Annotated in this window: 23 protein-coding genes; 9 read left to right on the plus strand and 14 right to left on the minus strand. The window is 69.8% G+C overall.

Annotated elements, in window-relative coordinates:
• The first annotated feature begins 270 nt into the window (after positions 1–270).
• Positions 271–1,728 (plus strand): MFS transporter, encoded by a 1,458-nt coding sequence (locus AB0D18_RS00970; protein WP_362410633.1) that lies wholly within the window; start codon positions 271–273, stop codon positions 1,726–1,728.
• 112 nt (positions 1,729–1,840) lie between these two features.
• Here AB0D18_RS00970 and AB0D18_RS00975 read toward each other — a convergent pair whose 3' ends face one another.
• The 3 genes from AB0D18_RS00975 to AB0D18_RS00985 all read right to left on the minus strand — a co-directional run bounded on the left by AB0D18_RS00975 (position 1,841) and on the right by AB0D18_RS00985 (position 4,114).
• Entirely contained in the window at positions 1,841–2,053 is a 213-nt protein-coding gene (locus AB0D18_RS00975; RefSeq protein ID WP_362410636.1) for a DUF6243 family protein, read from the minus strand.
• Between the two features lie 190 nt (positions 2,054–2,243).
• The gene (locus tag AB0D18_RS00980; protein ID WP_362412083.1) at positions 2,244–2,882 is read right to left on the minus strand and encodes a response regulator transcription factor; all 639 of its coding nucleotides are present in this window, start codon (positions 2,880–2,882) and stop codon (positions 2,244–2,246) included.
• Positions 2,879–4,114 carry a sensor histidine kinase gene (locus AB0D18_RS00985; RefSeq protein ID WP_362410639.1) on the minus strand — a complete coding sequence of 412 codons (1,236 nt, stop codon included), beginning with the start codon at positions 4,112–4,114 and terminating at the stop codon, positions 2,879–2,881. The genes AB0D18_RS00980 and AB0D18_RS00985 overlap by 4 nt, the downstream gene beginning before the upstream one ends.
• A gap of 186 nt (positions 4,115–4,300) precedes the next feature.
• On the opposite strand from AB0D18_RS00985, the gene AB0D18_RS00990 reads away from it, so the two are divergent.
• Positions 4,301–4,708, plus strand: coding sequence for a hypothetical protein (locus AB0D18_RS00990; protein ID WP_362410641.1), 408 nt, complete (start codon positions 4,301–4,303; stop codon positions 4,706–4,708).
• Positions 4,709–4,723: 15 nt separating this feature from the next.
• Here AB0D18_RS00990 and AB0D18_RS00995 read toward each other — a convergent pair whose 3' ends face one another.
• Positions 4,724–6,109: a glycine--tRNA ligase gene (locus AB0D18_RS00995; protein ID WP_362410644.1), complete on the minus strand. Its 1,386-nt coding sequence runs from the start codon at positions 6,107–6,109 to the stop codon at positions 4,724–4,726.
• A 140-nt stretch (positions 6,110–6,249) separates the two neighbouring features.
• Here AB0D18_RS00995 and AB0D18_RS01000 point away from each other — a divergent pair, with 140 nt between their 5' ends.
• The 5 genes from AB0D18_RS01000 (at position 6,250) to AB0D18_RS01020 (ending at position 10,660) form a co-directional block, all read left to right on the plus strand.
• Positions 6,250–7,257 carry a metal ABC transporter substrate-binding protein gene (locus AB0D18_RS01000; protein ID WP_362410647.1) on the plus strand — a complete coding sequence of 336 codons (1,008 nt, stop codon included), beginning with the start codon at positions 6,250–6,252 and terminating at the stop codon, positions 7,255–7,257.
• Between the two features lie 74 nt (positions 7,258–7,331).
• Positions 7,332–8,117, plus strand: coding sequence for a metal ABC transporter ATP-binding protein (locus AB0D18_RS01005; RefSeq protein WP_362410650.1), 786 nt, complete (start codon positions 7,332–7,334; stop codon positions 8,115–8,117).
• Positions 8,118–8,130: 13 nt separating this feature from the next.
• A complete protein-coding gene (locus tag AB0D18_RS01010; protein ID WP_362412085.1) occupies positions 8,131–9,027 on the plus strand; it encodes a metal ABC transporter permease in 897 nt (298 codons plus the stop codon).
• A 75-nt stretch (positions 9,028–9,102) separates the two neighbouring features.
• The gene (locus tag AB0D18_RS01015; protein WP_362410653.1) at positions 9,103–9,540 is read left to right on the plus strand and encodes a transcriptional repressor; all 438 of its coding nucleotides are present in this window, start codon (positions 9,103–9,105) and stop codon (positions 9,538–9,540) included.
• A gap of 160 nt (positions 9,541–9,700) precedes the next feature.
• Positions 9,701–10,660, plus strand: a complete 960-nt coding sequence (locus AB0D18_RS01020; protein ID WP_362410656.1) for a peptidase — start codon at positions 9,701–9,703, stop codon at positions 10,658–10,660.
• Between the two features lie 62 nt (positions 10,661–10,722).
• Here AB0D18_RS01020 and AB0D18_RS01025 read toward each other — a convergent pair whose 3' ends face one another.
• The 7 genes from AB0D18_RS01025 to AB0D18_RS01055 all read right to left on the minus strand — a co-directional run bounded on the left by AB0D18_RS01025 (position 10,723) and on the right by AB0D18_RS01055 (position 16,176).
• The gene (locus AB0D18_RS01025; protein WP_362410659.1) at positions 10,723–11,187 is read right to left on the minus strand and encodes a response regulator; all 465 of its coding nucleotides are present in this window, start codon (positions 11,185–11,187) and stop codon (positions 10,723–10,725) included.
• The gene (locus AB0D18_RS01030) at positions 11,184–12,788 is read right to left on the minus strand and encodes an ATP-binding protein (protein ID WP_362410662.1); all 1,605 of its coding nucleotides are present in this window, start codon (positions 12,786–12,788) and stop codon (positions 11,184–11,186) included. Before AB0D18_RS01030 ends, AB0D18_RS01025 begins: the two co-directional genes overlap by 4 nt.
• A 1-nt stretch (position 12,789) precedes the next feature.
• On the minus strand, positions 12,790–13,992 hold the full coding sequence (locus AB0D18_RS01035; RefSeq protein WP_362410665.1) for a SpoIIE family protein phosphatase: 1,203 nt from the start codon (positions 13,990–13,992) through the stop codon (positions 12,790–12,792).
• A gap of 86 nt (positions 13,993–14,078) precedes the next feature.
• On the minus strand, positions 14,079–14,930 hold the full coding sequence (locus AB0D18_RS01040) for an isoprenyl transferase (protein ID WP_362410668.1): 852 nt from the start codon (positions 14,928–14,930) through the stop codon (positions 14,079–14,081).
• 36 nt (positions 14,931–14,966) lie between these two features.
• A complete protein-coding gene (gene recO, locus AB0D18_RS01045) occupies positions 14,967–15,716 on the minus strand; it encodes a DNA repair protein RecO (RefSeq protein ID WP_362410671.1) in 750 nt (249 codons plus the stop codon).
• Positions 15,717–15,778: 62 nt separating this feature from the next.
• On the minus strand, positions 15,779–15,997 hold the full coding sequence (locus AB0D18_RS01050; RefSeq protein WP_362410674.1) for a hypothetical protein: 219 nt from the start codon (positions 15,995–15,997) through the stop codon (positions 15,779–15,781).
• Positions 15,994–16,176 (minus strand): hypothetical protein, encoded by a 183-nt coding sequence (locus AB0D18_RS01055; RefSeq protein ID WP_362410677.1) that lies wholly within the window; start codon positions 16,174–16,176, stop codon positions 15,994–15,996. The genes AB0D18_RS01050 and AB0D18_RS01055 overlap by 4 nt, the downstream gene beginning before the upstream one ends.
• Positions 16,177–16,350: 174 nt before the next feature.
• On the opposite strand from AB0D18_RS01055, the gene AB0D18_RS01060 reads away from it, so the two are divergent.
• Complete coding sequence (locus tag AB0D18_RS01060; protein WP_362410680.1) at positions 16,351–17,184, plus strand: helix-turn-helix transcriptional regulator; 834 nt, start codon at positions 16,351–16,353, stop codon at positions 17,182–17,184.
• The gene (locus AB0D18_RS01065; protein WP_362410683.1) at positions 17,166–17,372 is read left to right on the plus strand and encodes a DUF397 domain-containing protein; all 207 of its coding nucleotides are present in this window, start codon (positions 17,166–17,168) and stop codon (positions 17,370–17,372) included. The genes AB0D18_RS01060 and AB0D18_RS01065 overlap by 19 nt, the downstream gene beginning before the upstream one ends.
• A gap of 103 nt (positions 17,373–17,475) precedes the next feature.
• Here AB0D18_RS01065 and AB0D18_RS01070 read toward each other — a convergent pair whose 3' ends face one another.
• The 3 genes from AB0D18_RS01070 to leuA form a co-directional block, all read right to left on the minus strand.
• Entirely contained in the window at positions 17,476–18,507 is a 1,032-nt protein-coding gene (locus AB0D18_RS01070) for a YihY/virulence factor BrkB family protein (RefSeq protein WP_362410688.1), read from the minus strand.
• 59 nt (positions 18,508–18,566) lie between these two features.
• Positions 18,567–19,256, minus strand: a complete 690-nt coding sequence (locus AB0D18_RS01075; protein ID WP_362410691.1) for a TerB family tellurite resistance protein — start codon at positions 19,254–19,256, stop codon at positions 18,567–18,569.
• 217 nt (positions 19,257–19,473) lie between these two features.
• On the minus strand, positions 19,474–21,249 hold the full coding sequence (leuA, locus tag AB0D18_RS01080) for a 2-isopropylmalate synthase (protein ID WP_362410694.1): 1,776 nt from the start codon (positions 21,247–21,249) through the stop codon (positions 19,474–19,476).
• Positions 21,250–21,391 lie beyond the last annotated feature (142 nt).

Consider the following 21,391-nt stretch of genomic DNA (forward strand, 5'->3'; position numbering starts at 1 on the left):
AGCGGACGTCAGGCTCAGCACCGCGGACGTCAGGCTCGCTGCGGCGGAGGTCGGACTCGGCACGGCGGACGTCGGTGTCAGTGCGGTGGGTGTCGCTCTCGTCGGTCTCCCGTACCGCGGCTGTCCCGTGCGTCGTCTCCTGCGCCATCGTCGTCATTCCCCCAGCTTCCCCGAAGCTCCTGCGGACCGGCCAGCCTGTTGCCGGGTAGTGCTTGTACCAGGATAAGGAAACTCTGGTACCAGGGTGCGGATGCCCGGACAGTGGGTGCCGTGACCCAGACGACCACGCTCCCTCCGACCTCCGCCCGCCTCTCCTCCTCCACCTCCCCCTCTTCCTCCACCGGTCCGTCCGTCCTCAGCACGCTCGGGCTGTTCACCGTGCTGCTCGGGGCGGCGCTCCCGATCATCGACTTCTTCATCGTCAATGTCGCCCTGCCGACCATCGACCACGAACTGGCCGCGGGCCCCGCCCTGTTGGAACTGGTCGTCGCCGGGTACGGGCTCTCGTACGCCGTCCTGCTGGTGCTCGGCGGGCGGCTCGGCGACATGTTCGGCCGCCGCCGGCTGTTCCTCTGGGGCATGGCCGCCTTCGGTCTGACCTCCCTCGCCTGCGGTCTCGCCCCGGACGCCTGGACGCTCGTCGGGGCCCGGGTCACCCAGGGCGCCGCCTCCGCGCTGATGCTGCCGCAGGTACTGGCCACCATCCAGGCCTCGACCGCCGGGCCGCGCCGGGCGAAGGCGATGGGCCTGTACGGGGCGATGGCCGGGCTCGCGATGGTCGCCGGACAGATACTCGGCGGCCTCCTGGTCGCCGCCGACCTCGCCGGAACCGGCTGGCGGTCGATCTTCCTCGTCAATGTGCCCGTCGTGATCGTCGGGCTGCTGCTGGCGGCACGCTCGGTGCCGGAGACCCGCTCCGAGAAGCCCGCGCCCGTCGACGTACCCGGAACGCTGCTCCTCGCCCTCTCCCTCCTCACGCTGCTGGCACCGCTCACCGAGGGCCGGGCGTCGCTCTGGCCGCTGTGGACGTGGCTGTCCCTGGCCGCGTTCCCGTTCGTGGCGCTCGCGTTCTTCCTGGTGGAGCGGCGGGCGGACCGGGCAGGGCGCACCCCGCTGGTCCCGCCGAGCCTGTTCGCGGTGGAGTCGCTGCGGCGCGGGCTGCCGCCGATCGTGCCGTTCTCGATCAGCTTCGGCGGCTTCATGTTCGTGATCGCGGTGGCGTTGCAGCAGGGCCTGGGCATGGGCGCGGTGGCCGCCGGTCTCGCCCTGGTGCCGATGGCGGTGGCCTTCTTCGGGGCGTCCCTCGCCGGGCCGAAGCTGATCGGCCGGTACGGCGGCCGGATCGCGGTCGCCGGTGCGCTGATCCAGGCGGGCGGCCTGGTGCTCCTGATCCTGGCCGTACGGCGGGACTGGCCCGAGCTGGGCTTCGCGGGACTGCTTCCGGGGCTGCTGATCGCCGGACTGGGCCAGGGCCTCCAGCTGCCGGTCCTGTTCCGCATCGTGCTCTCCGAGGTCCCGGCCGACCGCGCCGGAGTGGGCAGCGGGGTGATGGTGACGGCCCAGCAGTCCTCGCTCGCCCTGGGCGTGGCCACGCTCGGCACGCTGTTCCTGGCGCTGACCCCGGCTCTGGGCATGGGCGACGCACTCGCGGTGACGCTGCTGGTGCAGCTGGGAGTGGTGGCACTGACGGGGCTGCTGAACCTGCGGCTGCCCCGCACCGTCAGCTGAGACCGGCCGAGACCGGCTGGGACCGGCCGACGCAGCAGGGCCCGGACCGCGTGTGCGGTCCGGGCCCTGCTGTCCTGCTGTCCTACGTGACGTGCTTCAGGCGCTACCTGCTTCAGGCCTGCGCGTCGGAGCTGTCAGCGCCGGCGTTCCCGGCGGCCGCGGCCTTCTCGCGCATCTTGGCGAGCAGTTCCGCCTTCTTGTCGGCGGCGCCCTGGCGGTCGGCGTTGCGGTGCGGGCCGTTGTTCGCCCGCTCGTCGCGGGACTGCCTCTTGCGCTGGCCGCCGCCCTGGCCCACGGGGTTGTTGATGTTCTTGCTCGTGCTCATGGGTTCTCCGGCGTGATGTGAAGTGATCTACGGATTCATCGGTGGGGGACGGACCGGCAACGGGTCCGTCGCGCTCTCACTCGTAAATCGGCGTCTGGAAGAACATGCGTCTGACGGTACCCCGTCCCGTCGCCCGCTCGCACCAGTTTTCCGCGCCGCCCCGGTCAGCCACCCCGTTCAGCCACCCCGGTCAGCCCTTCCCCTCCAAGAAGTGCAGGACCGCCAGCACCCGGCGGTGGTCGCCGCCCGCGCGGGGCAGGTCGAGCTTGGCGAGGATGGAGTTGATGTGCTTGGCGACCGCGCTCTCGCTGAGCGTGAGACGGGCGGCGATCCCGGCGTTGGAGCGGCCCTCGGCCATGGCGGCGAGGACCTCGCGCTCGCGGGCGGTGAGCCGCTCCAGGGGGTCGCTGCCCCTGCGTACCAGCAGCTGGGCGACGACCTGCGGGTCCAGTGCGGTGCCCCCGTCCGCGACCCGGCGCAGTGCCTCGATGAACTCCTCGACGTCGGCGACCCGCTGCTTGAGCAGGTAGCCGATGCCGCTGGTGTGGGAGGACAGCAGCTCCGCCGCGTACCGCTCCTCGACGTACTGCGACAGCATCAGCACGGCGGTGTCCGGCCACTGCTGCCGTACGAGGAGGGCGGCGCGGATCCCCTCGTCGGTGAAGCCCGGAGGCATCCGGACGTCGACGACGGCGAGGTCGGGGCGGTGTTCCTCGACCGCGGTGAGGAGTCCCTCCGCGTCGCCCGCTTCGGCGACGACGTCGAACCCGGCCATCTCCAGGATCTTGACGACCCCGATCCTCAGGAGGACGGAGTCCTCGGCGATCACTGCACGGCGGCGGTGCACGGCAACTCCACGGTCATGACGGTCGGTCCCCCGGTGGGGCTGCTGAGGCGGAAGGCACCGTCGACGGAGGACACCCGCTGCGCGAGCCCGCGCAGTCCGGTGCCGCCTGCGGGGTCGGCCCCGCCGGTGCCGTCGTCGGTGACGATCACCCGAAGTATCCCCCCGAGCCGGGTGACGGCCACCTCCGCCCGGGTCGCGCGGGCGTGCTTGGCGATGTTGGTGAGCGCCTCGGACACGACGAAGTACGCGACGGCCTCGACGGCGGGCGCCGCCCGCTCGGGCACGTCCACCCGCAGCCGTACGGGAAAGGGCGCGCGGGCGGCGACGCCCGACAGGGCGGGATCCAGGCCGAGTTCGTCGAGCACGGACGGGTGCAGGCCCCGCACCAGGTTGTTGAGCTCCTCGATGGACTCCTTGGCGGCGCGGTGCGCCTCGTCGATGACCTGCTGCGCCTCGGGCGGCAGGTCCTTGAGGGTGGCCTTCGCGATACCGAGGTTGAGGGCCATCGAGACGAGGTGCTGCTGCGCCCCGTCGTGCAGGTCCCGCTCGATGCGCCGCCGTTCGGCATCGGCCGCGTCGACCGCTCCGGCCCGGCTCTCGGTCAGGTCGGACACCCGCTGCTTGAGGGCCTCGCCGCGCTCGTCCCGCAACAGTGCGGGTGTGATGCGCTGCTCCAGCCGTACGAGCGCGGCGGCCGCGGGCGGCACGGCGAAGAGGGACGCCACGCCCGCCACCATCACGAAGGCCGCCCAGGTGGTCCAGCCGGGATGACCGACCCGCCAGCTCCCCGGCAGCAGCCACTCCCACGCGAACACGGTCGTCCCGGCGACGGCGAGCAACGCCATGACGAGCACGGCCAGTTCGAGCAGCGCCAGGCACGGCCCCACCAGCCAGTGGTACCCGAACTGCCGCCATGGGACCGCGAACCGCAGCCGGGGTATCTCCACCCCGCACAGCTCCCACAACCGCCACCGCTGCGCCTCGGTCAGAGCGAACCCGGCGACGAGGATCAGCACGAGCGCCACGGGCAGCAGATACGGGGCCGCGTCCGAGTCTGCGGCCAGGAGCCCGACGAGCTGGGTCGTCGCCCACAGGAACAGCAGCGCGCAGAGCAGGTGCAGGGGCGCCCCGGCAGCGAGAAAGGCCAGGTCACGGCGGAGCCGGGCGAAGGCGCGCCGCATCCGGGTCGGTCGCGGCCGGGGCAAGAGTTTCATGATCCGAAGGTAGCCGGTGGGTCTGACAATTCGCCATGAACCCTGTTACCGCCCTGCGGTGCAACTAGTGCCACCCCAGGTCGGCAACCAGCATTCCTGACCCGGGCCGCCGAAATCCGGAGTGTGGACCACGAGCCCGAAAGCCGGGTTCGGCACCGCGGAAAGCCCCCGGAAGGACCCGCCCCCATGGCACTCATGGCCCTCAACTCCCCCGTACCGACGGCCATGTGGCAGGGACGCCTCCTCACCGTCGCCGGTCTCGCCCTGCTCCCGTGGATCGGCTACCTCGCCGCGACGCTGCCCCCGGCGGAGGCCGCCGCCTGGATGGCCCTCGACCTCCTGGAGGCCCTCTGCCTCCTGACCGCCGGCACCCGCCTCGTACGCGGCGGATGCGGTCACCGTCTCGCGGCCGCAGGCGCCGCCCTCCTCCTGACCGCCGACGCGTGCGCCGACCTGCTCACCTCGGCCCCGGGCCCGGAGTTCGCGGCGGCGGCCGCCATGGCCGTGTGCGCCGAACTCCCCCTCGCCGCCCTCTGCGTGACCCTGGCACGCCGGAGCCCCCGGCCCCGCGCACGCGCGAACCGGGGGCTCTGAACAAGTACCAGCAGGTCAGCAGCCGAGCAGCCGGACCGCCAGGTACTCCTGGATCATGTCCAGTGAGACGCGCTCCTGCTTCATGGTGTCGCGCTCGCGCACGGTCACCGCGTTGTCGTCGAGGGTGTCGAAGTCGACGGTCACGCAGAACGGGGTGCCGATCTCGTCCTGACGGCGGTAGCGGCGGCCGATGGCACCCGCGTCGTCGAACTCGATGTTCCAGTTCTTCCGCAGGTCGGCGGCGAGGCCCTTGGCCTTCGGCGAGAGCTGCGGGTTGCGGGACAGCGGAAGCACGGCGACCTTGACGGGAGCCAGGCGCGGGTCGAGGCCCATGACGACACGCTTCTCCATGACGCCCTTGGCGTTGGGAGCCTCGTCCTCGCGGTAGGCGTCGAGCATGAACGCGAGCATGGCCCGGTTGACGCCCGCCGCCGGCTCGATGACGTACGGCGTCCAGCGCTCATTGGCCTCCTGGTCGAAGTAGACCAGGTCGTGTCCTGAGGCCTTGGAGTGCGCCTTCAGGTCGAAGTCGGTGCGGTTGGCCACGCCTTCGAGCTCGGAGAACTCGGTGCCGCCGAAGTTGAAGCGGTACTCGATGTCGGCGGTGCGCTTGGAGTAGTGGGAGAGCTTCTCGGCCGGGTGCTCGTACCAGCGGATGTTCTCGGGGTTGATGCCGAGGTCCAGGTACCAGTTCCAGCGCTGCTCCATCCAGTATTCCTGCCACTGCTCGTCCTCGCCCGGCTTGACGAAGAACTCCATCTCCATCTGCTCGAACTCGCGCGTGCGGAAGATGAAGTTGCCCGGAGTGATCTCGTTCCGGAAGGACTTGCCCATCTGCGCGATGCCGAACGGCGGCTTCTTGCGCGAGGTCTGCTGGACCTGGGCGAAGTTGGTGAAAATACCCTGCGCGGTCTCGGGACGCAGGTACGCGGCGGAGCCGGTGTCCTGGGTCGGGCCGAGGTGCGTCTGGAGCATGCCGGAGAACTGCTTGGGCTCGGTGAACTGGCCCTTGGTGCCGCAGTTCGGGCAGTTGATGTCGGCCAGGCCGTTCTCGGGGGTACGGCCGTGGTGCTTGGCCTCGTACGCCTCGATCAGGTGGTCGGCACGGTGCCGCTTGTGGCAGGAGGTGCACTCGGTGAGCGGGTCGGAGAAGGTCCCGACGTGGCCGGACGCCTCCCACACCTCGGGGGCCAGGATGACCGACGAGTCGAGGCCGACCACGTCCTCACGCCCGATGACCATCGCGCGCCACCACTGACGCTTGATGTTCTCCTTGAGCTCGACACCGAGCGGCCCGTAGTCCCAGGCAGCCCTGGAACCGCCGTAGATCTCACTGCAGGGGTAAACGAAGCCACGGCGCTTGCTCAGGCTGACGATGGTCTCGATCTTGTCGGCGGCCACGGTGCTCTCTTCATTACGACGACGAAGGCGAATGCTTCAGGTTACCGGCGGGCAGGGGGGCCGGATCAAATCGATACCTGGGGCAGAGCGGACAAGAGCACTATTGACAATCGTTTCCACTTTAGTTGAAAATGAGTGTCATGAACGTACGACGCCTCATACCCACGACCGCCACCGCCGCCGCCGTCTCTCTCGGACTGATCACGCTCTCCGCCTGTGGCGGCAGCCCGTCCGCCGCCGACGGGAAGAACGCGGACGGGAAGCTGGACGTGATCGCGTCGTTCTACCCGATGCAGTACCTGGCCGAGCAGATAGGCGGCGACAAGGTCGCCGTCTCCACGCTGACCAAGCCGGGCGTCGAGCCGCACGACCTGGAGCTCAAGCCCAAGCAGACCGCGGAGCTCTCCGACGCGGACCTGATCGTCTACCTCAAGGGCCTTCAGCCGGCCGTCGACGAGGCCGTGCAGCAGTCCGGTGCCAAGTCCACCGTCGACGCCGCGACCCTCACGAAGCTGGAGGCGCACGGCACCGAGGCCGGCGGCCACGAGCACGGCGCACAGGAGGAGCACGGCGCGCAGGAGGAGGCCGGGCACGAGGGCCACGACCACGGCCACGGCGCCGAGGGCGCCTCCGACCCGCACGTGTGGCTGGACCCGGTGAAGTACGCCGAGGTCGCCAAGGGCGTCGGCGCGGCCCTGGAGAAGGCGGACCCGGACAACGCGGCGACGTACAAGAAGAACACCGCGGCCCTGGTCACCAAGCTGGACGGCCTGAACACGGCGTTCAAGGACGGCCTGAAGAACACCTCCACCAAGACCTTCATCACCACCCACGCCGCCTTCGGCTACCTCGCCGAGCGGTACGGCCTGGAGCAGGAGGGCATCAGCGGCGTCGACCCGGAGTCGGAGCCCAGCCCGGCCCGCATCAAGCAGCTCCAGAAGATCGCGAAGGACGACAAGGTCAGCACGGTCTTCTTCGAGACGCTGGTCAGCGACAAGACGGCGAAGACCGTCGCGAAGGACGCCGGCCTCAAGACGGACGTCCTGGACCCGCTGGAAGGCATCACGGACAAGTCCAGGGGCTCGGACTACCTCGGGGTCATGAAGTCGAACCTCGAAGCCCTGCAGAAGGCGCTCGGCGCGAAGTGAGCCGCGCCCCGCAGCAGGCATCCCCGCAGACACCGCGGCAGACACCGCGGCAGACATCCCAGGAGGCGCGAGCCGTGCACCAGGACGCCGTCATCTCCCTGAGCGCGGCCACCGCCACGCTCGGCTCGCGCCGCGTGCTGCGCGGCATCGACCTCTCCGTGCACCGCGGCGAGGTCGTCGCCCTGCTCGGTGCGAACGGTTCGGGCAAGTCCACGGCCGTACGCTCCGTCATCGGCCAGGTGCCGCTGACCGGCGGCTCCGTCGAGCTGTTCGGTACGCCGCTGAGGCGCTTTCGGCAGTGGGCACGCGTGGGCTACGTACCGCAGCGGACGACGGCGGCGGGCGGGGTGCCCGCGACGATCCGCGAGGTGGTGTCGTCGGGGCGGCTGTCCCGCTCGCGGCTCGGTCTGCTGTCGTCGAAGGCCGACCGGGCCGCCGTCGACCGGGCGATCGGCCTCGTCGGCCTGGCCGACCGGGCGAAGGACTCCGTGAGCGCGCTCTCCGGCGGCCAGCACCAGCGCGTGCTGATCGCCCGTGCGCTCGCCTCCGAGCCCGAGCTGCTGATCATGGACGAGCCGATGGCGGGCGTGGACCTGGCCAGCCAGGAGATCCTCGCGGAGACCCTGCGCCAGCAGGTCGCGGCGGGCGTCTCCGTCCTCCTCGTACTGCACGAGCTGGGCCCGCTGGAGCCGCTCATCGACCGGACCGTGGTGCTGCGCGACGGGCTCGTCACGTACGACGGTCCGCCGACGGCGGGCGCCCTGCCCGGCCACGACGACCACCACCTGACCAAGGAAAACTGCCACCCGGACGCGGCGCCCGCCGCCGCGTCTCCGGTACCGACGGGACTGCTGAGCTGACATGAGCGAACTGATGGACATCTTCAGCACCCCGTTCATGCAGCGGGCCCTGATCGCCGCCGTCCTGGTCGGTATCACCGCCCCGGCGATCGGCATCTACCTCGTACAGCGCCGCCAGTCGCTGATGGGCGACGGCATCGGGCACGTCGCGATGACCGGTGTCGGCCTCGGCTTCCTGCTGTCGGCGAGCCCGGTCTGGACGGCGACCGCCGTCGCGATCGCCGGCGCCGTCGTCATGGAGCTGATCCGCTGGTACGGCAAGACCCGCGGCGACATCGCACTGGCGATGCTCTTCTACGGCGGCATGGCGGGCGGCGTCCTGCTGATCAACCTCGCCCCGACCGGCTCCAACGCCAATCTCTCCTCGTACCTCTTCGGCTCGCTCTCCACTGTCTCGCAGGAGGACGTGACGGCGATCTGCGTTCTGGCCGCCTTCGTCGTCCTGGTGACGATCGGGCTGCGCCGCCAGCTGTTCGCCGTCAGCCAGGACGAGGAGTTCGCCCGGGTGACGGGCCTGCCGGTGCGCGCCCTGAACCTGCTGGTCGCGGTCACGGCGGCGGTGACCGTCACGGTCGCCATGCGGGTCGTGGGCCTGCTGCTCGTCAGCGCGCTGATGGTGGTGCCGGTGGCCGCCGCGCAGCAGATCTCCCGCAGCTTCACCGTCACGTTCGTCCTCGCCGTCGCCATCGGCACGGCGGTGACACTGGCCGGAACGCTCTCCTCGTACCAGTACGACGTTCCGCCCGGCGCGACGATCGTGCTGCTCGCCATCGGCGTCTTCATCGTGCTGACGCTCCTCGCCGCTCCCCTGGCCCGGCGGCGCTCCCGCGCGGGACACTTGGAGCAGCGGGAAACCGGCGGCCCGGCCGTGTCCGCCGACGCCGAAGGCCCGGACGCGATCAAGGTCTGACGGGGCGCGGCCGACGCTCCTGGCACAATGGCCCGACGCATCTATTCGCGTAATGGGCGACCAGAGGAGGCACCTGTGACGACGGCGCCGAGCGGTGCGAGCGCGACGACGAACTCCGCACCGGTACGGGGGCGCTCCACCCGGCAGCGAACCGCCGTGGCGGCGGCCCTGGACGAGGTGGACGAGTTCCGCAGCGCACAGGAGCTCCACGACATGCTCAAGCACAAGGGCGACTCCGTCGGCCTGACCACGGTCTACCGCACCCTGCAGTCCCTGGCGGACGCGGGCGAGGTCGACGTGCTGCGCACCAGTGAGGGGGAGTCGGTCTACCGGCGGTGTTCCACCGGCGACCACCACCATCACCTGGTGTGCCGGATGTGCGGCAAGGCGGTCGAGGTCGAGGGTCCGGCCGTCGAGTCGTGGGCCGATGCGATCGCCGCGCAGCACGGATATGTGAACGTGGCGCACACCGTGGAGATCTTCGGTACGTGCGCGGAGTGCGCGGCCGCCTGACGGATTTCCCGAACGCCCCAACTCCCTTTGAGGAGTTGGGGCGTTCGCCATGTTTCGGCCAACTCCCTCACCGGCTGCTGACAGGTAGTCAGGCTCCGTGGCAACGTGCCTCACGCACACCGATTTCCGCACCGCTTCCCTCTTCGCAGAAGGAGTTAGCGTGAGACGTCGTCCCCACAGTGCACTGCTCGGTCTCGCGGCTGCCGTAGGCGGCCTGCTCGCCACCGGAGCCGTCCCGGCCTCAGCAGCCCCGCCGAAATCCCCCGCATCCCCCTCCCCCACCGTCTCCGCCGAACAGAAGGTCCGCGACTTCTGGACGCCGGAGCGGATGCGCGCGGCGAAGCCGTTGGACCTGCTGAACGTGTCCCCGTCCCGGGCCTCGCAGATCACCCCCGCGAAACGGGGCGGCCCGGCCGTCTCCGTACCCTCCACCAAGGCGTTCCCGCAGAAGGGCGGCGCGTGGACCGGTGGCGGCGCGGTGGTGAAGACCTCGGGCCGGGTCTTCTTCACCTACCAGGGCCGTACGGCCTCCTGCTCCGGCAACTCCGTCACCAGCCAGAACAAGTCGACCGTCGTCACCGCGGGGCACTGCGTGAAGCTGGAGGGCGCCTGGCACACGAACTGGGCGTTCGTCCCCGCCTACCACGACGGTCAGAGCCCCTACGGGACCTGGACCGCGTCGAAGACCTCCGCCACCGACCAGTGGGCGGCGAGCGAGGACATCAACTACGACGTGGGCCTCGCGGTCGTGAACCCCCTGGACGGCAAGAAGCTGGCCGATGTGGTCGGCGCACAGGGCGTCCAGTTCAACGGCGGCTACAACAAGCCGATGTACGCGTTCGGCTTCCCCGCGGCGGCGCCGTACGACGGCAAGAAGCTGATCTACTGCTCGGGGAACACGACGAAGGACTTCCTGTTCTCGAAGGACCACAGCCTCGCCTGCGACATGACGGGCGGGTCGAGCGGCGGCCCCTGGTTCAACTCGTTCGACGAGTCGACCGGAACGGGCCTCCAGGCCTCCGTGAACAGCTTCGGCTACACGTTCCTGCCGGGCCGCATGTTCGGCCCCTACTTCGGCAACGAAGTAAAGGCTGCCTACGACAAGGCCCAAGCAAGCTGACCATGGTGCGGGTGCGTCGTGGCTGGTCGCGCAGTTCCCCGCGCCCCTCAAGCACACGTCCCTCACCGCTCCCTCGGCGGCAGCTTCACCACCGTCACAAAGAAATCGTCGATCTGCCGCACCGCCGAAATGAACTGATCCAGATCCACCGGCTTCGTCACATACGCATTCGCATGCAGCTTGTAGCTGCGCAGAATGTCCTCCTCCGCCGCCGAAGTCGTCAGCACGACCACCGGAATGTGCGACAGCGCCTCATCCTTCTTGATCCGCTCCAGCACCTGCCGCCCGTCGTACTTCGGCAGGTTCAGGTCCAGCAGGATGAGGTCCGGCCGCACCGCGTTGACGTGCGCCCCCTCCCGGTAGAGGTAGTCGAAGGCCTCCTGCCCGTCCCGCACCACGTGCAGCGTGTTGCGGATCTTGTTGTCGGCGAAGGCCTCCCTGGTCATCAGCTCGTCGCCCGGGTCGTCCTCGACGAGGAGCACCTCGATGGGGGTGGCGGGCACCTCATGGGTGTCGGGAGAGTTCATGTACGTACTCCTGTTGGCTCGACCGGCAGGCTGAAGCACACCCGGGCACCTTCCTCCGATCCGGCAACCGCCCCCTCGGTGTCGAGCCGGATCGTCCCCCCGTAGTACTCGACGATCTTCCGGCAGAGCGCGAGTCCGATGCCGGTGCCCGCGTACTCCTCCCGCGAGTGCAGCCGCTGGAAGAGGACGAAGACCTTCTCGGCGAACTCCGGCGCCACCCCGATCCCGTTGTCGGCGACGCGGAACAGCCAGTCGTCCCCGGCTCGTTGGCAGCGCACCACGATCCGCACCGGTGTCCGCTGCGGGTGCCGGAACTTGATCGCGTTGCCGATCAGGTTCTGCCACAGCATGGTGAGGCTGGTGGGGTCGCCGCTCACCACCGGCAGCGGCCGGTCCGGTACCTCGACGACCGCGCCGGACTCCTCGACCGCCGTCGCGAGGTTGCCGAGCGCCTGGGCCAGTACGTCGTCCATGGCGACCGGCACCGGATCGGCGTCCAGCCGGCCCACCCGCGAGAACGTCAGCAGGTCGTTGATCAGGATCTGCATCCGCTTCGCGCCGTCGACGGCGAAGGCGATGTACTGCTTGCCCCGGTCGTCGACCACGTCCGCGTACCGCTTCTCCAGGAGCTGGCAGAACGCAGCCACCTTGCGCAGCGGCTCCTGCAGGTCGTGCGAGGCGACGTACGCGAACTGTTCCAACTCGGCGTTGGAGCGCCGCAGTTCCTGCGCCTGAGCGTCGAGGTCCGCGCCCTGTACGACGAGCAGCGCTTCCTTCTCCCTGGCCTCCGCGAGCTCGCCCGCGATGCGTCGCCGCATGGAGTCCACGGACGCGCCCACCGCCCGTACGTCCTCGGGGCCCGGCACGTCGATGCGCCGGTCGAAGTCGCCGCCCGCGACCTGGTCGGCCGCCGCGCGCAGGGCGGCCAGCGGGCGGACGACCATGCGGCTCAGCAGCAGGGCGAGGAGCAGGCCGGTGACGAGTATCACGGCGAGCATGCCGAGGAACGCCCAGTCCCGCTGGGTGCGCAGGCTCGCGACGTCGGCGCGGGCGGCCGTGCGCGCCTCGTCGAGGTGGCGTTCCTGGACGCGCAGGAGTGCGCGCAGTTCGTCGAAGGACCGCTTGCTGCCCTCGACGCGCGGCTGTACGGAGGTGATGCCCGCCCCGTCCCGGATCGCGGCGATCAGCGGCGCCGCCTGCTCCGTGCGCCACCGCACCGCCTTGTCCCGCACCGCCGCGAGATCGCTCCCGAACACACCGTCGGTGCCCAGTAGTTGGGCCGTGGCGGCAAGTTGGCGCCGCTCCTCGCGCACCCCCGCCTCGTACGGTGCGAGGAACGCCTCGTTGCCGCTGAGGGCGAAGCCCCGTACGCCGGACTCCTGGTCGACGAGGGACCGCTGGAGCAGCAGCACGGCGGAGCGGCCCGGCTGGATGTGGTCGACGAGGTCGGCGTTGCGGACGCCGGTGCGGTCGAGCAGGACCGCCCCGGTGGCCGCGCAGAGCACCAGCAGCACGGCCATGGACAGCAGTACCAGACGGATCCAGTCCCGCACGGACAGCCGGTCAAAACGCAATCGCCCCTGACTCGGCGTGCGGGCCACCTCAGCGGCTCCCCCAGGCCAGGTGCAGCACCGCTATGTCGTCGGAGAGCCCGCCGTGCGGTGCCGCCGCGGCGGTCGCCGCCTGGACGAGCGCCTGGACGAAATCCCGTGCCGGCAGGTCCTCGTACTCCTTCGCGAGCCGCAGCAGCCCGTTCTCGCCGAGCCGGGTGCGCGGTCCGATCAGCCCTTCGAAGAGTCCGTCGGTGAAGACGACGACGCCGGTGCCGGGCGCCAGCGGGAGATCGGTCTCCGGCCAGCTGCCGGTGCCGGGCGCAATGCCGAGCGCCATGCCGCCCGGCGGGTCGTACCAGACGGTCCCGGCGGGTCCGCGCAGCAGCAGCCCCGGATGTCCGGCGCGCACCACGCGCACCGAGTGCCGGTCGGCGGGGAAGACGAGGCTCGTCAGGGTGGCGAAGACCTGCTGCGCCGACCGTTCCGCCGCCATGATCTCTTCGAGGAGCCGGAGTTGGGCGGGCCCGGTGCAGCCGCTCAGCACCGCCGCCCGCCACGCCACCCGCAGGCACACCCCGAGCGCGGCCTCGGCCGCCCCGTGTCCGGACACGTCGCCGATCACCGCGTGCACGGTCCCGTCGGCGGTCTGCACCACGTCGTAGAAGTCCCCGCTGAGCAGGCCCTGTTCGCGCCCGGGGTCATACCGTGCGTCCACTTCGAATCCGGTGGACCGCATCAACGGCACAGGCAGCAGCCCCAGTTCGAGCCTGGCGTTCTCCTCGGCACGCAGCCGGCCCGCGTGCAGCGCCACCGAGGCCCGCTCGACCTGCTTGCGCTGCACGGCGTACCGCACGGCCCGGCTCAGGGTCTCGGCGTCCAGGCGCCCCTTCACCAGATAGTCCTGCGCACCCTCCGCCACGGCGGTCTGGCCGGCCTCGCCCTCGACGAGACCGGTCAGTACGACGATCGCCGCGTCCGGGTGCGCGGCAAGCACCTGACGTACGGCATCCAGCCCCCGCACGTCCGGCAGATGGAGATCCAGCAGTACGCACACCGGTCCGATGTGCTCGCAGAGGAAGGTGCGCGCCTCGCCCAGGGAGGTGCACCAGTGGACCTCGGCCCGCAGGTCGCTGTCCGCCAGCACCTCCGTGAACAGCAGCGCGTCGGCGGAATCGTCCTCGACCAGCAGCAGTACCGCGTCGAGGTCCCTCGCCCCGGCTTCCGTGCCGGACACCACGAGTCGCTCCGCCACCGCTCAGACCCCCGCCCCCGGGGAGCCGGTTCGCCCGGTGTGCTCGTGCTCCCCTTCGGCGCATGATACTGCCGGGGCCCGGGGTATCAGCCTTGTTCGGGCACCTGCGGAAGCGGTGAACCGACCTGATTCTGCTGCTCGTTGGGGACCGCACCGCCGAACCGGCGGTCGCGCTGGGCGTAGGTGTAGCAGGCGTCCCACAGATTGCGGCGGTCGAAGTCCGGCCACAGCACGTCCTGGAAGACCATTTCGGCGTAGGCGCTCTGCCACAGCAGGTAGTTGGACGTCCGCTGCTCGCCGCTGGGCCGCAGGAAGAGATCCACGTCCGGCATGTCCGGGTAGTACATGTACTTGGCGAAGGTCTTCTCGTTCACCTTCGACGGGTCGAGCTTCCCGGCGGCGACATCACGCGCGATCGCCTGAGCGGCGTCGGCGATCTCCGCGCGCCCGCCGTAGTTCACGCAGAAGTACAGCGTCATCGCGTCGTTGTCGACGGTCTGCTCCTGAGCCACCTGGAGCTCCTGGACGACCGACTTCCACATCTTCGGCATCCGCCCGACCCACCGGATCCGGATACCGAGCTCGTTCATCTCGTCCCGCCGGCGCCGGATGACATCCCGGTTGAAGTTCATCAGGAAACGCACCTCGTCCGGGGTCCGCTTCCAGTTCTCGGTCGAGAAGGCGTAGAGCGAGAGGTTCTTCACTCCCATCTCGATGCACCCCTTCAGCACATCGAGCACCACTCCCTCGCCCACCTTGTGGCCCTCGGTGCGCGGCAGCCCGCGCTCCTTGGCCCACCGGCCGTTCCCGTCCATGACGATCGCCACGTGCTCCGGGACCAGCTCGCCGGGGATCTTCGGAGGCCGCGCACCGGACGGGTGCGGCTCGGGGATCTTGTACTCTCGCCGGCCCAGTCCCAGAATCCCGCGTCGTGCCATGGCTCGTGCTCTCCCTGCTGTGCTGATGTGTGCTTCTCAGGCCTTCTCTACGTACCGCAGCGAGCGCAGCCCGCGCTCCAGGTGCCAGTGCAGATACGCCGACACCAGCCCGCTGCCCTCGCGGGCGTGTCTCGGCTCGCACGCGTCGGCCGCCGCCCAGTCCCCGGTGAGCAGTGCGCTCAGCAGAGCGACGGCCTCCGCAGAGGGTACGACGCTGCCGGGCACCCGGCAGTCACCGCATATGACACCGCCCGCCGCGACGGAGAACAGCCGGTTCGGCCCGTCGATCCCGCACTTCGCACAGTCGTCGAAGCTGGGCGCGTACCCGTTGACGGCCAGCGACCGCAGCAGGAACGCGTCGAGGATCAGATTCGGCGCGTGCTCGGCACGGGACAGCGTCCGCAGCCCGCCCACCAGCAGCAGATACTGCTGCACGGCAGGCTCGCCCTCATGATCGGTGAACCGTTCCGCCGTCTCCAGCATGGCCGTCCCTGCGGTGTACCGCGCGTAGTCGGTCACGATCCCGCTCCCGTACGGAGCGATGATCTCGCCCTGCGTACACAGCGGCAGCCCGCGCCCGATCAGCTCGCCGCCCCGCGCGAAGAACTGCACGTCCACGTGGCTGAACGGCTCCAGCCTGGCCCCGAACTTCGACTTCGTCCGCCGTACGCCGCGCGCGACGGCGCGGACCCGGCCGTGATTGCGGGTGAGCAGCGTGATGATGCGGTCCGCCTCGCCCAGCTTCTGGGTGCGCAGGACGATGCCGTCGTCACGGAACAGACTCATGGGTTCCATTGTCCCGTACGAGGAGGGGGGCCGGGTCGCCCCTCTCCCCGTACGGGACGGACTCAGGACAGCTCGCCCCGGCTCCGGGCGTTCACGTACGCCGTCGCCGCGCTCAGCCGCTCGGACGCGGTGGCCTGGCGGACCTCGTCCTGATCACAGTTCCACTCCCTCCCCGCGCCCACCGGGGCGAGCCGGAGCAGCCTGCCCACCCTGGTGACGACCCTGCCGACCCGGCCGGTGGTGAGATCCACCACGTACGAGCCGAGGGACGGCTGCTTCACCGCTCCCCGCTCCCTTCCGCACGGGGCAGCGCCCCCGCGATCCGCCGCGCAGTGTCGACCGTGCACCGGCCCAGGTCCACCAGCGGACAGCCGACCTCCCTCGTGTACGAGGTGGCCTCCACACCGAGCGACGGCAGCACGATGCCGGCTCTCTCCAGAGCCGCGCGCAACTTCTTCACAACTTCCTCCGCCTCTTCGATGCATTCCGCAGAGTGATGCGGGCTTTCCAGCATTGCCAACACTTCCCGTCCCGAATGGATTTCACGTTTCGCATTACGAGCGTGGGGCGGGCTGGCTACGCTCGGAAGAGGTCTGCGCACTACAACGGCGCGGCTTGGGAGGGGCGTTGATCCGTGGCCAATACTTCGCGGAAGAAGGAGTGGGAACACTTTGGCGAAGAGCTGAAGCTGCGCCGGGAACGCGCAGGGCTCACTCAAGATGCTTTGGGGCTCATGGTCTTCGTGTCCGGCGGATATATCGGCCAGTTCGAGCAGGCTGTACGTAAGCCGCAATTGGACGTAGCTCAGCGCATTGATCAAGCACTGCAAACCGACGGCTTTTTCGAGCGAACATGGCGAAAGCTGATCACCGATTCACGGTATGTGCATTACTTCAGCGTGGTCGTCGACCTGGAGCCGTTGGCAACGAGCATCTACGAGTTCGAAGGAGGCGTCGTCCCGGGGCTTCTGCAGATTCCCGCATACGCACGAGCACTGACCGTCAATGCTCGGCCCGAGCTGTCCGACACCGAAATCCTGCAGGCAGTCGAGGGCAGGATGGAGCGCCAACACATTCTCGACGACCCTACAGGGCCTCTGTATTGGGCCGTCCTCCATGAGACCGCTCTCCGCACCCCTGTGGGCGGCCCGGCGGTCATGATCGAGCAGCTGGAGAAGATCACGGCCTCGATCTTTAGCCGTCGGATCATGGTTCAGGTGATCCCCTTCAGCGAAGGGGCCTACCCCTCCATGGGCAAGCCCCTTCGTCTCATGGAGTTCAGCGACGCACCGCCGTTGGCCTATACAGAGGGCCTGTTCGTCGGAGAGCTCCTCGATGATCCGGCCGTAGTGAAGAAGGCCCAACGAACCTACGATCTACTCAGGGCTGCCGCGTTGTCGCCGGAGGTGTCCCTGCAATTGATCGAGTCGGCGGCGGAGGACTACAGACGATGCATCAGCTCAACCTGAGTACCGGCCCTTCGACCCTCTGGCGCAAGAGCAGCTACAGCAGCGGTGACGAGAACGACAACTGCGTCGAGGTCTCCGACTGCCTCCCGGGCGTCGTCCCCGTCCGGGACAGCAAGGTGCAGGACGGGCCCGTCCTGCACTTCCCTGGCACCAGCTGGGCTCCCTTCATCGCCTCCCTCAAGCACTGAACCCGTACGGACGCCCGTTCACCTCGGAGGCGCGGTGGGCGCCGGCGCGGACCAGTCCCGCGGCGGCGCGCAGCCTTAGCCCCCCTCCCCCCCCGGGGCGTGTTCACTCCATGCGGCGACGGTCCTGCTCGTCCCACGTGCGGGTGTCGCGCGGCTGCACGTACGGCTCTTCCTCCGGGGGGTGTCCGCCGGCGATCGCGCGCTGCCTGACGGCCTCCGCGTCGAGCTCCAGACCGAGCAGGATCGCCAGGTTGCTGATCCAGAGCCAGACCAGGAAGACGATGACGCCCGCGAAGGTGCCGTACGTCTTGTTGTACGAGGCGAAGTTCGCCACGTAGAACGCGAACCCGGCCGAGGCCAGCAGCCAGAGCAGCAGGGCGAGGAGACTGCCCGGTGTGACCCACCGGAAGCCCCGGACCTTCGCGTTCGGGGTGGCCCAGTACAGGATCGCGATCATGAAGGTGACCAGGACGATCAGCACCGGCCACTTCGCGACCGCCCACACCGTCAGCGCCGTGTCCCCGATCCCCAGTGCGGTGCCCGCCCGGCGGGCCAGGTCCCCGGTGAAGACCACGATCAGCGCACTGACCACGGTCAGCGCCATGAGCACCACGGTCACCCCGATCCGCACCGGAAGGACCTTCCACACCGGGCGCCCCTCGGGCATGTCGTACACGGCGTTGGCCGTGCGGATGAACGCCGCCACGTAGCCGGAAGCGGACCATACCGCCAGGGCCAGCCCCACCAGGGCCATGACCGAGCCGACGCCGCTGTTGCCCTGGAGCTGCTCGACCGCCCGCGTGATGATGTCCCGGGCCGAGCCGGGCGTCATCTGCTGGAGATTGTCCAGGACGCTCTCCGTGGCGGACCTGCCCGCGATGCCCAGCAGGGACACCAGGACCAGCAGCGCCGGGAACAGCGACAGCACTCCGTAATACGTCAGCGCCGCCGCGCGGTCCGCCAGTTCGTCGTCCTTGAACTCGCGCAGCGTCCCCTTCATCGCGGACCGCCACGACCCCTTCGACAGCGCGGTCGGTGCGTCAGGAGCCTTGCGCTCCACCTCTGGATCCGGGCCGATCCGCTCCTCGCGGTCCGCCCGGCGACCCTTGCGTCCGAACTTCGGTATCCGAGCCATACCGGCGCGGGTATCCACGATCGGCCTGATCACACCACCACGGCGTGTTCGGGCAGCGCTCAGGAAGGCGTCCTGGCCGCCGCCAGCAGCCGTGCCGTGTCGTCCGCGCACAGTTGCAGCGCCGCCCCCACCGTCACCAGCACCTCGCGCTCGGCGGTGCTGTACGGGCCGTCGGCCAGCGCGATACGGGCGCCCTGGACCAGGATCGACTCGCGGCCCGCGGGGGCCAGGTGCGGGGCGAGGGGGCCGAGCGCCTCGTGGAGTTCGATGGCGAGGGTGGCGCTGTACGGACACGCCGCTGCGGCCGCCGCGGCCGCGTCCGCCGCACCGGCGGCAGGACCGTCCGGCAGATAGCGCCCCGTGTCGGCGGCCAGGGCCTCGACGAGGTGGGTGAGCTCCTCCTCCGTACAGTCCTCGAACCCGGCGGAGCGGACCGCCGCCACGGCGGTGCTCGTCACCGTGCGGGAGGACGTACCGCCGGCGGCGAGGACGGCGAGGGCGACCGTGTGGACGGCGTCGCGGAGCATCGCGGAGAAGCGCACCGAGGTGGGGTGGTCGAGGGTGTCCGCCCCGAACTGCCCCTCGCAGGACGCGCATTGGACGACCGGGCCGACCGTGCCGCGGACGGAGAGGGGGATCCCCAAGACGGTGAGGCGCCGACGGCCCGTGCGGTGGGCGTAGTTGCGGTCACCGCCGCAGCCGGGGCAGAAGAACTCGCCGTCACCGACGGTGGTCCAGGTGGTGCGCACACCCCACGGGCTGCGCACCACACTGCCCCACGGGCTGGACGATCGGCCTCGTACTGGCGGCACCGCGCACCTCCGTCACGCTTCGGCATCTTTGCCGGGGTTGGACGTGATGTTAGCCACATCCGGGAGGCGGCGTCAGCACCCCGGGCAAAGACAAAGGCCCCGCCCACCGGCGCGGGTGGGCGGAACCTCACGGGCCACAGGGGAAACGCTCAGGTCAGCGCGCTGCCCGGTTCACGGCGGAGACAACGGCCTTCAGGGAAGCCCGAGTGGTGTTCGGGTCGATGCCGATGCCCCACAGGACCTTCCCGTCGATCGCGCACTCGATGTACGAGGCGGCCTGCGCGGAGGCGCCCTCGCTCATCGTGTGCTCCTGGTAGTCCAGCAGGCGGGCGTCGACGCCGACCGCGGCCAGTGCGTCGAAGAAGGCGGAGATCGGGCCGTTGCCGACGCCCGTCAGCACCGTGTCCACGCCGTCGACGACCGCTTCGACGGTCAGGGTGTCGCGGCCGTCGGTGTCCGTCGTGGTCTGGCCGGAGCGGACCTGGATGCGGCCCCACGGGTTGCCGCCGTCGGGCAGGTACTCGTCGCTGAAGGCCGACCAGATGGCCTTCGGGGTGACCTCGCCGCCCTCGGCGTCCGTCTTCTGCTGGATGATCTTCGAGAACTCGATCTGCATGCGGCGCGGCAGGTCCAGCTTGTGGTCGTTCTTCAGGACGTACGCGATACCGCCCTTGCCGGACTGCGAGTTGACCCGGATCACGGCCTCGTACGAGCGGCCGACGTCCTTCGGGTCGATCGGCAGGTACGGCACCGCCCACTCGATGTCGTCGACGCCTCTGCCCTGCTTCGCCGCGTCCGCCTCCATGGCGTCGAAGCCCTTCTTGATGGCGTCCTGGTGGGAGCCGGAGAAGGCGGTGTAGACCAGGTCGCCCGCGTAGGGGTGGCGCGGGTGGACCTCCATCTGGTTGCAGTACTCGGAGGTGCGGCGGATCTCGTCGATCTGCGAGAAGTCGATCTGCGGGTCGATGCCCTGCGAGAACAGGTTCATGCCCAGGGTGACCAGGTCGACGTTGCCGGTGCGCTCGCCCTGGCCGAACAGGCAGCCCTCGATGCGGTCCGCGCCGGCCATGAGGGCCAGCTCGGCGGCGGCGACGGCGGTGCCGCGGTCGTTGTGCGGGTGCACGGACAGGCAGACGTGCTCACGGCGCGACAGGTTGCGGGACATCCACTCGAAGCGGTCCGCATGGGTCGAGGGCGTCGAACGCTCCACCGTGGCGGGCAGGTTGAGGATGATCTCGCGGCTCTCCTCCGGACCCCACACGTCACAGACCGCCTCGCAGACCTCCAGGGCGAAGTCCAGCTCGGTGTCGGTGAAGATCTCCGGCGAGTACTGGTAGCCGAAGATCGTCTCGGGGCCGAGGATCTTCTCCGCGTACTCCATGACCAGCCGGGTGCCGTCCACGGCGATCTGCTTGACCTGCTCCTTCGTACCGCGGAAGACCACGCGGCGGAAGGTCGGGGCGGTCGCGTTGTACAGGTGCACGGTGGCCCGGTGGGCGCCGCGCAGGGACTCCACGGTGCGCTCGATCAGCTCTTCGCGGGCCTGGGTGAGGACGGAGATCGTCACGTCCTCGGGGATGGCGCCCTCTTCGATGATGGAGCGTACGAAGTTGAAGTCGGTCTCGCCGGACGACGGGAAGCCGACCTCGATCTCCTTGTAGCCCATCCGCACCAGCAGATCGAACATCTCGCGCTTGCGGGCCGGGCTCATGGGGTCGATCAGGGCCTGGTTGCCGTCGCGCAGGTCGGTGGAGAGCCAGCGGGGAGCCTTGGTGATGCGGGCCTCGGGCCAGGTCCGGTCGGGGATGGCGACAGCCTCGTAACCCGCGTACTTGTGGACCGGCATCCCGGAGGGCCGCTGGAAGTGCGCGGCGTTGGTGACGGGGGTGGGGCTGCCGACGGACTGCGGGCCGGCCTGCTGGGGGGTCATTGCGTAGGGCTCCTCGGGTCTCCTGCAAGGGGACGGCCGACTGTCGCGCAGCACCAGATCCCGCGGGGAGGGGGTCGGCCTACGACTACAGGCCCTCGCCGCGGCAGCTAAGGAGAAGCAGCCCGAAACGCATGATGTGCCG

It is taken from the genome of Streptomyces sp. NPDC048442 (genome assembly GCF_040651475.1).
GTDB lineage: Bacteria > Actinomycetota > Actinomycetes > Streptomycetales > Streptomycetaceae > Streptomyces.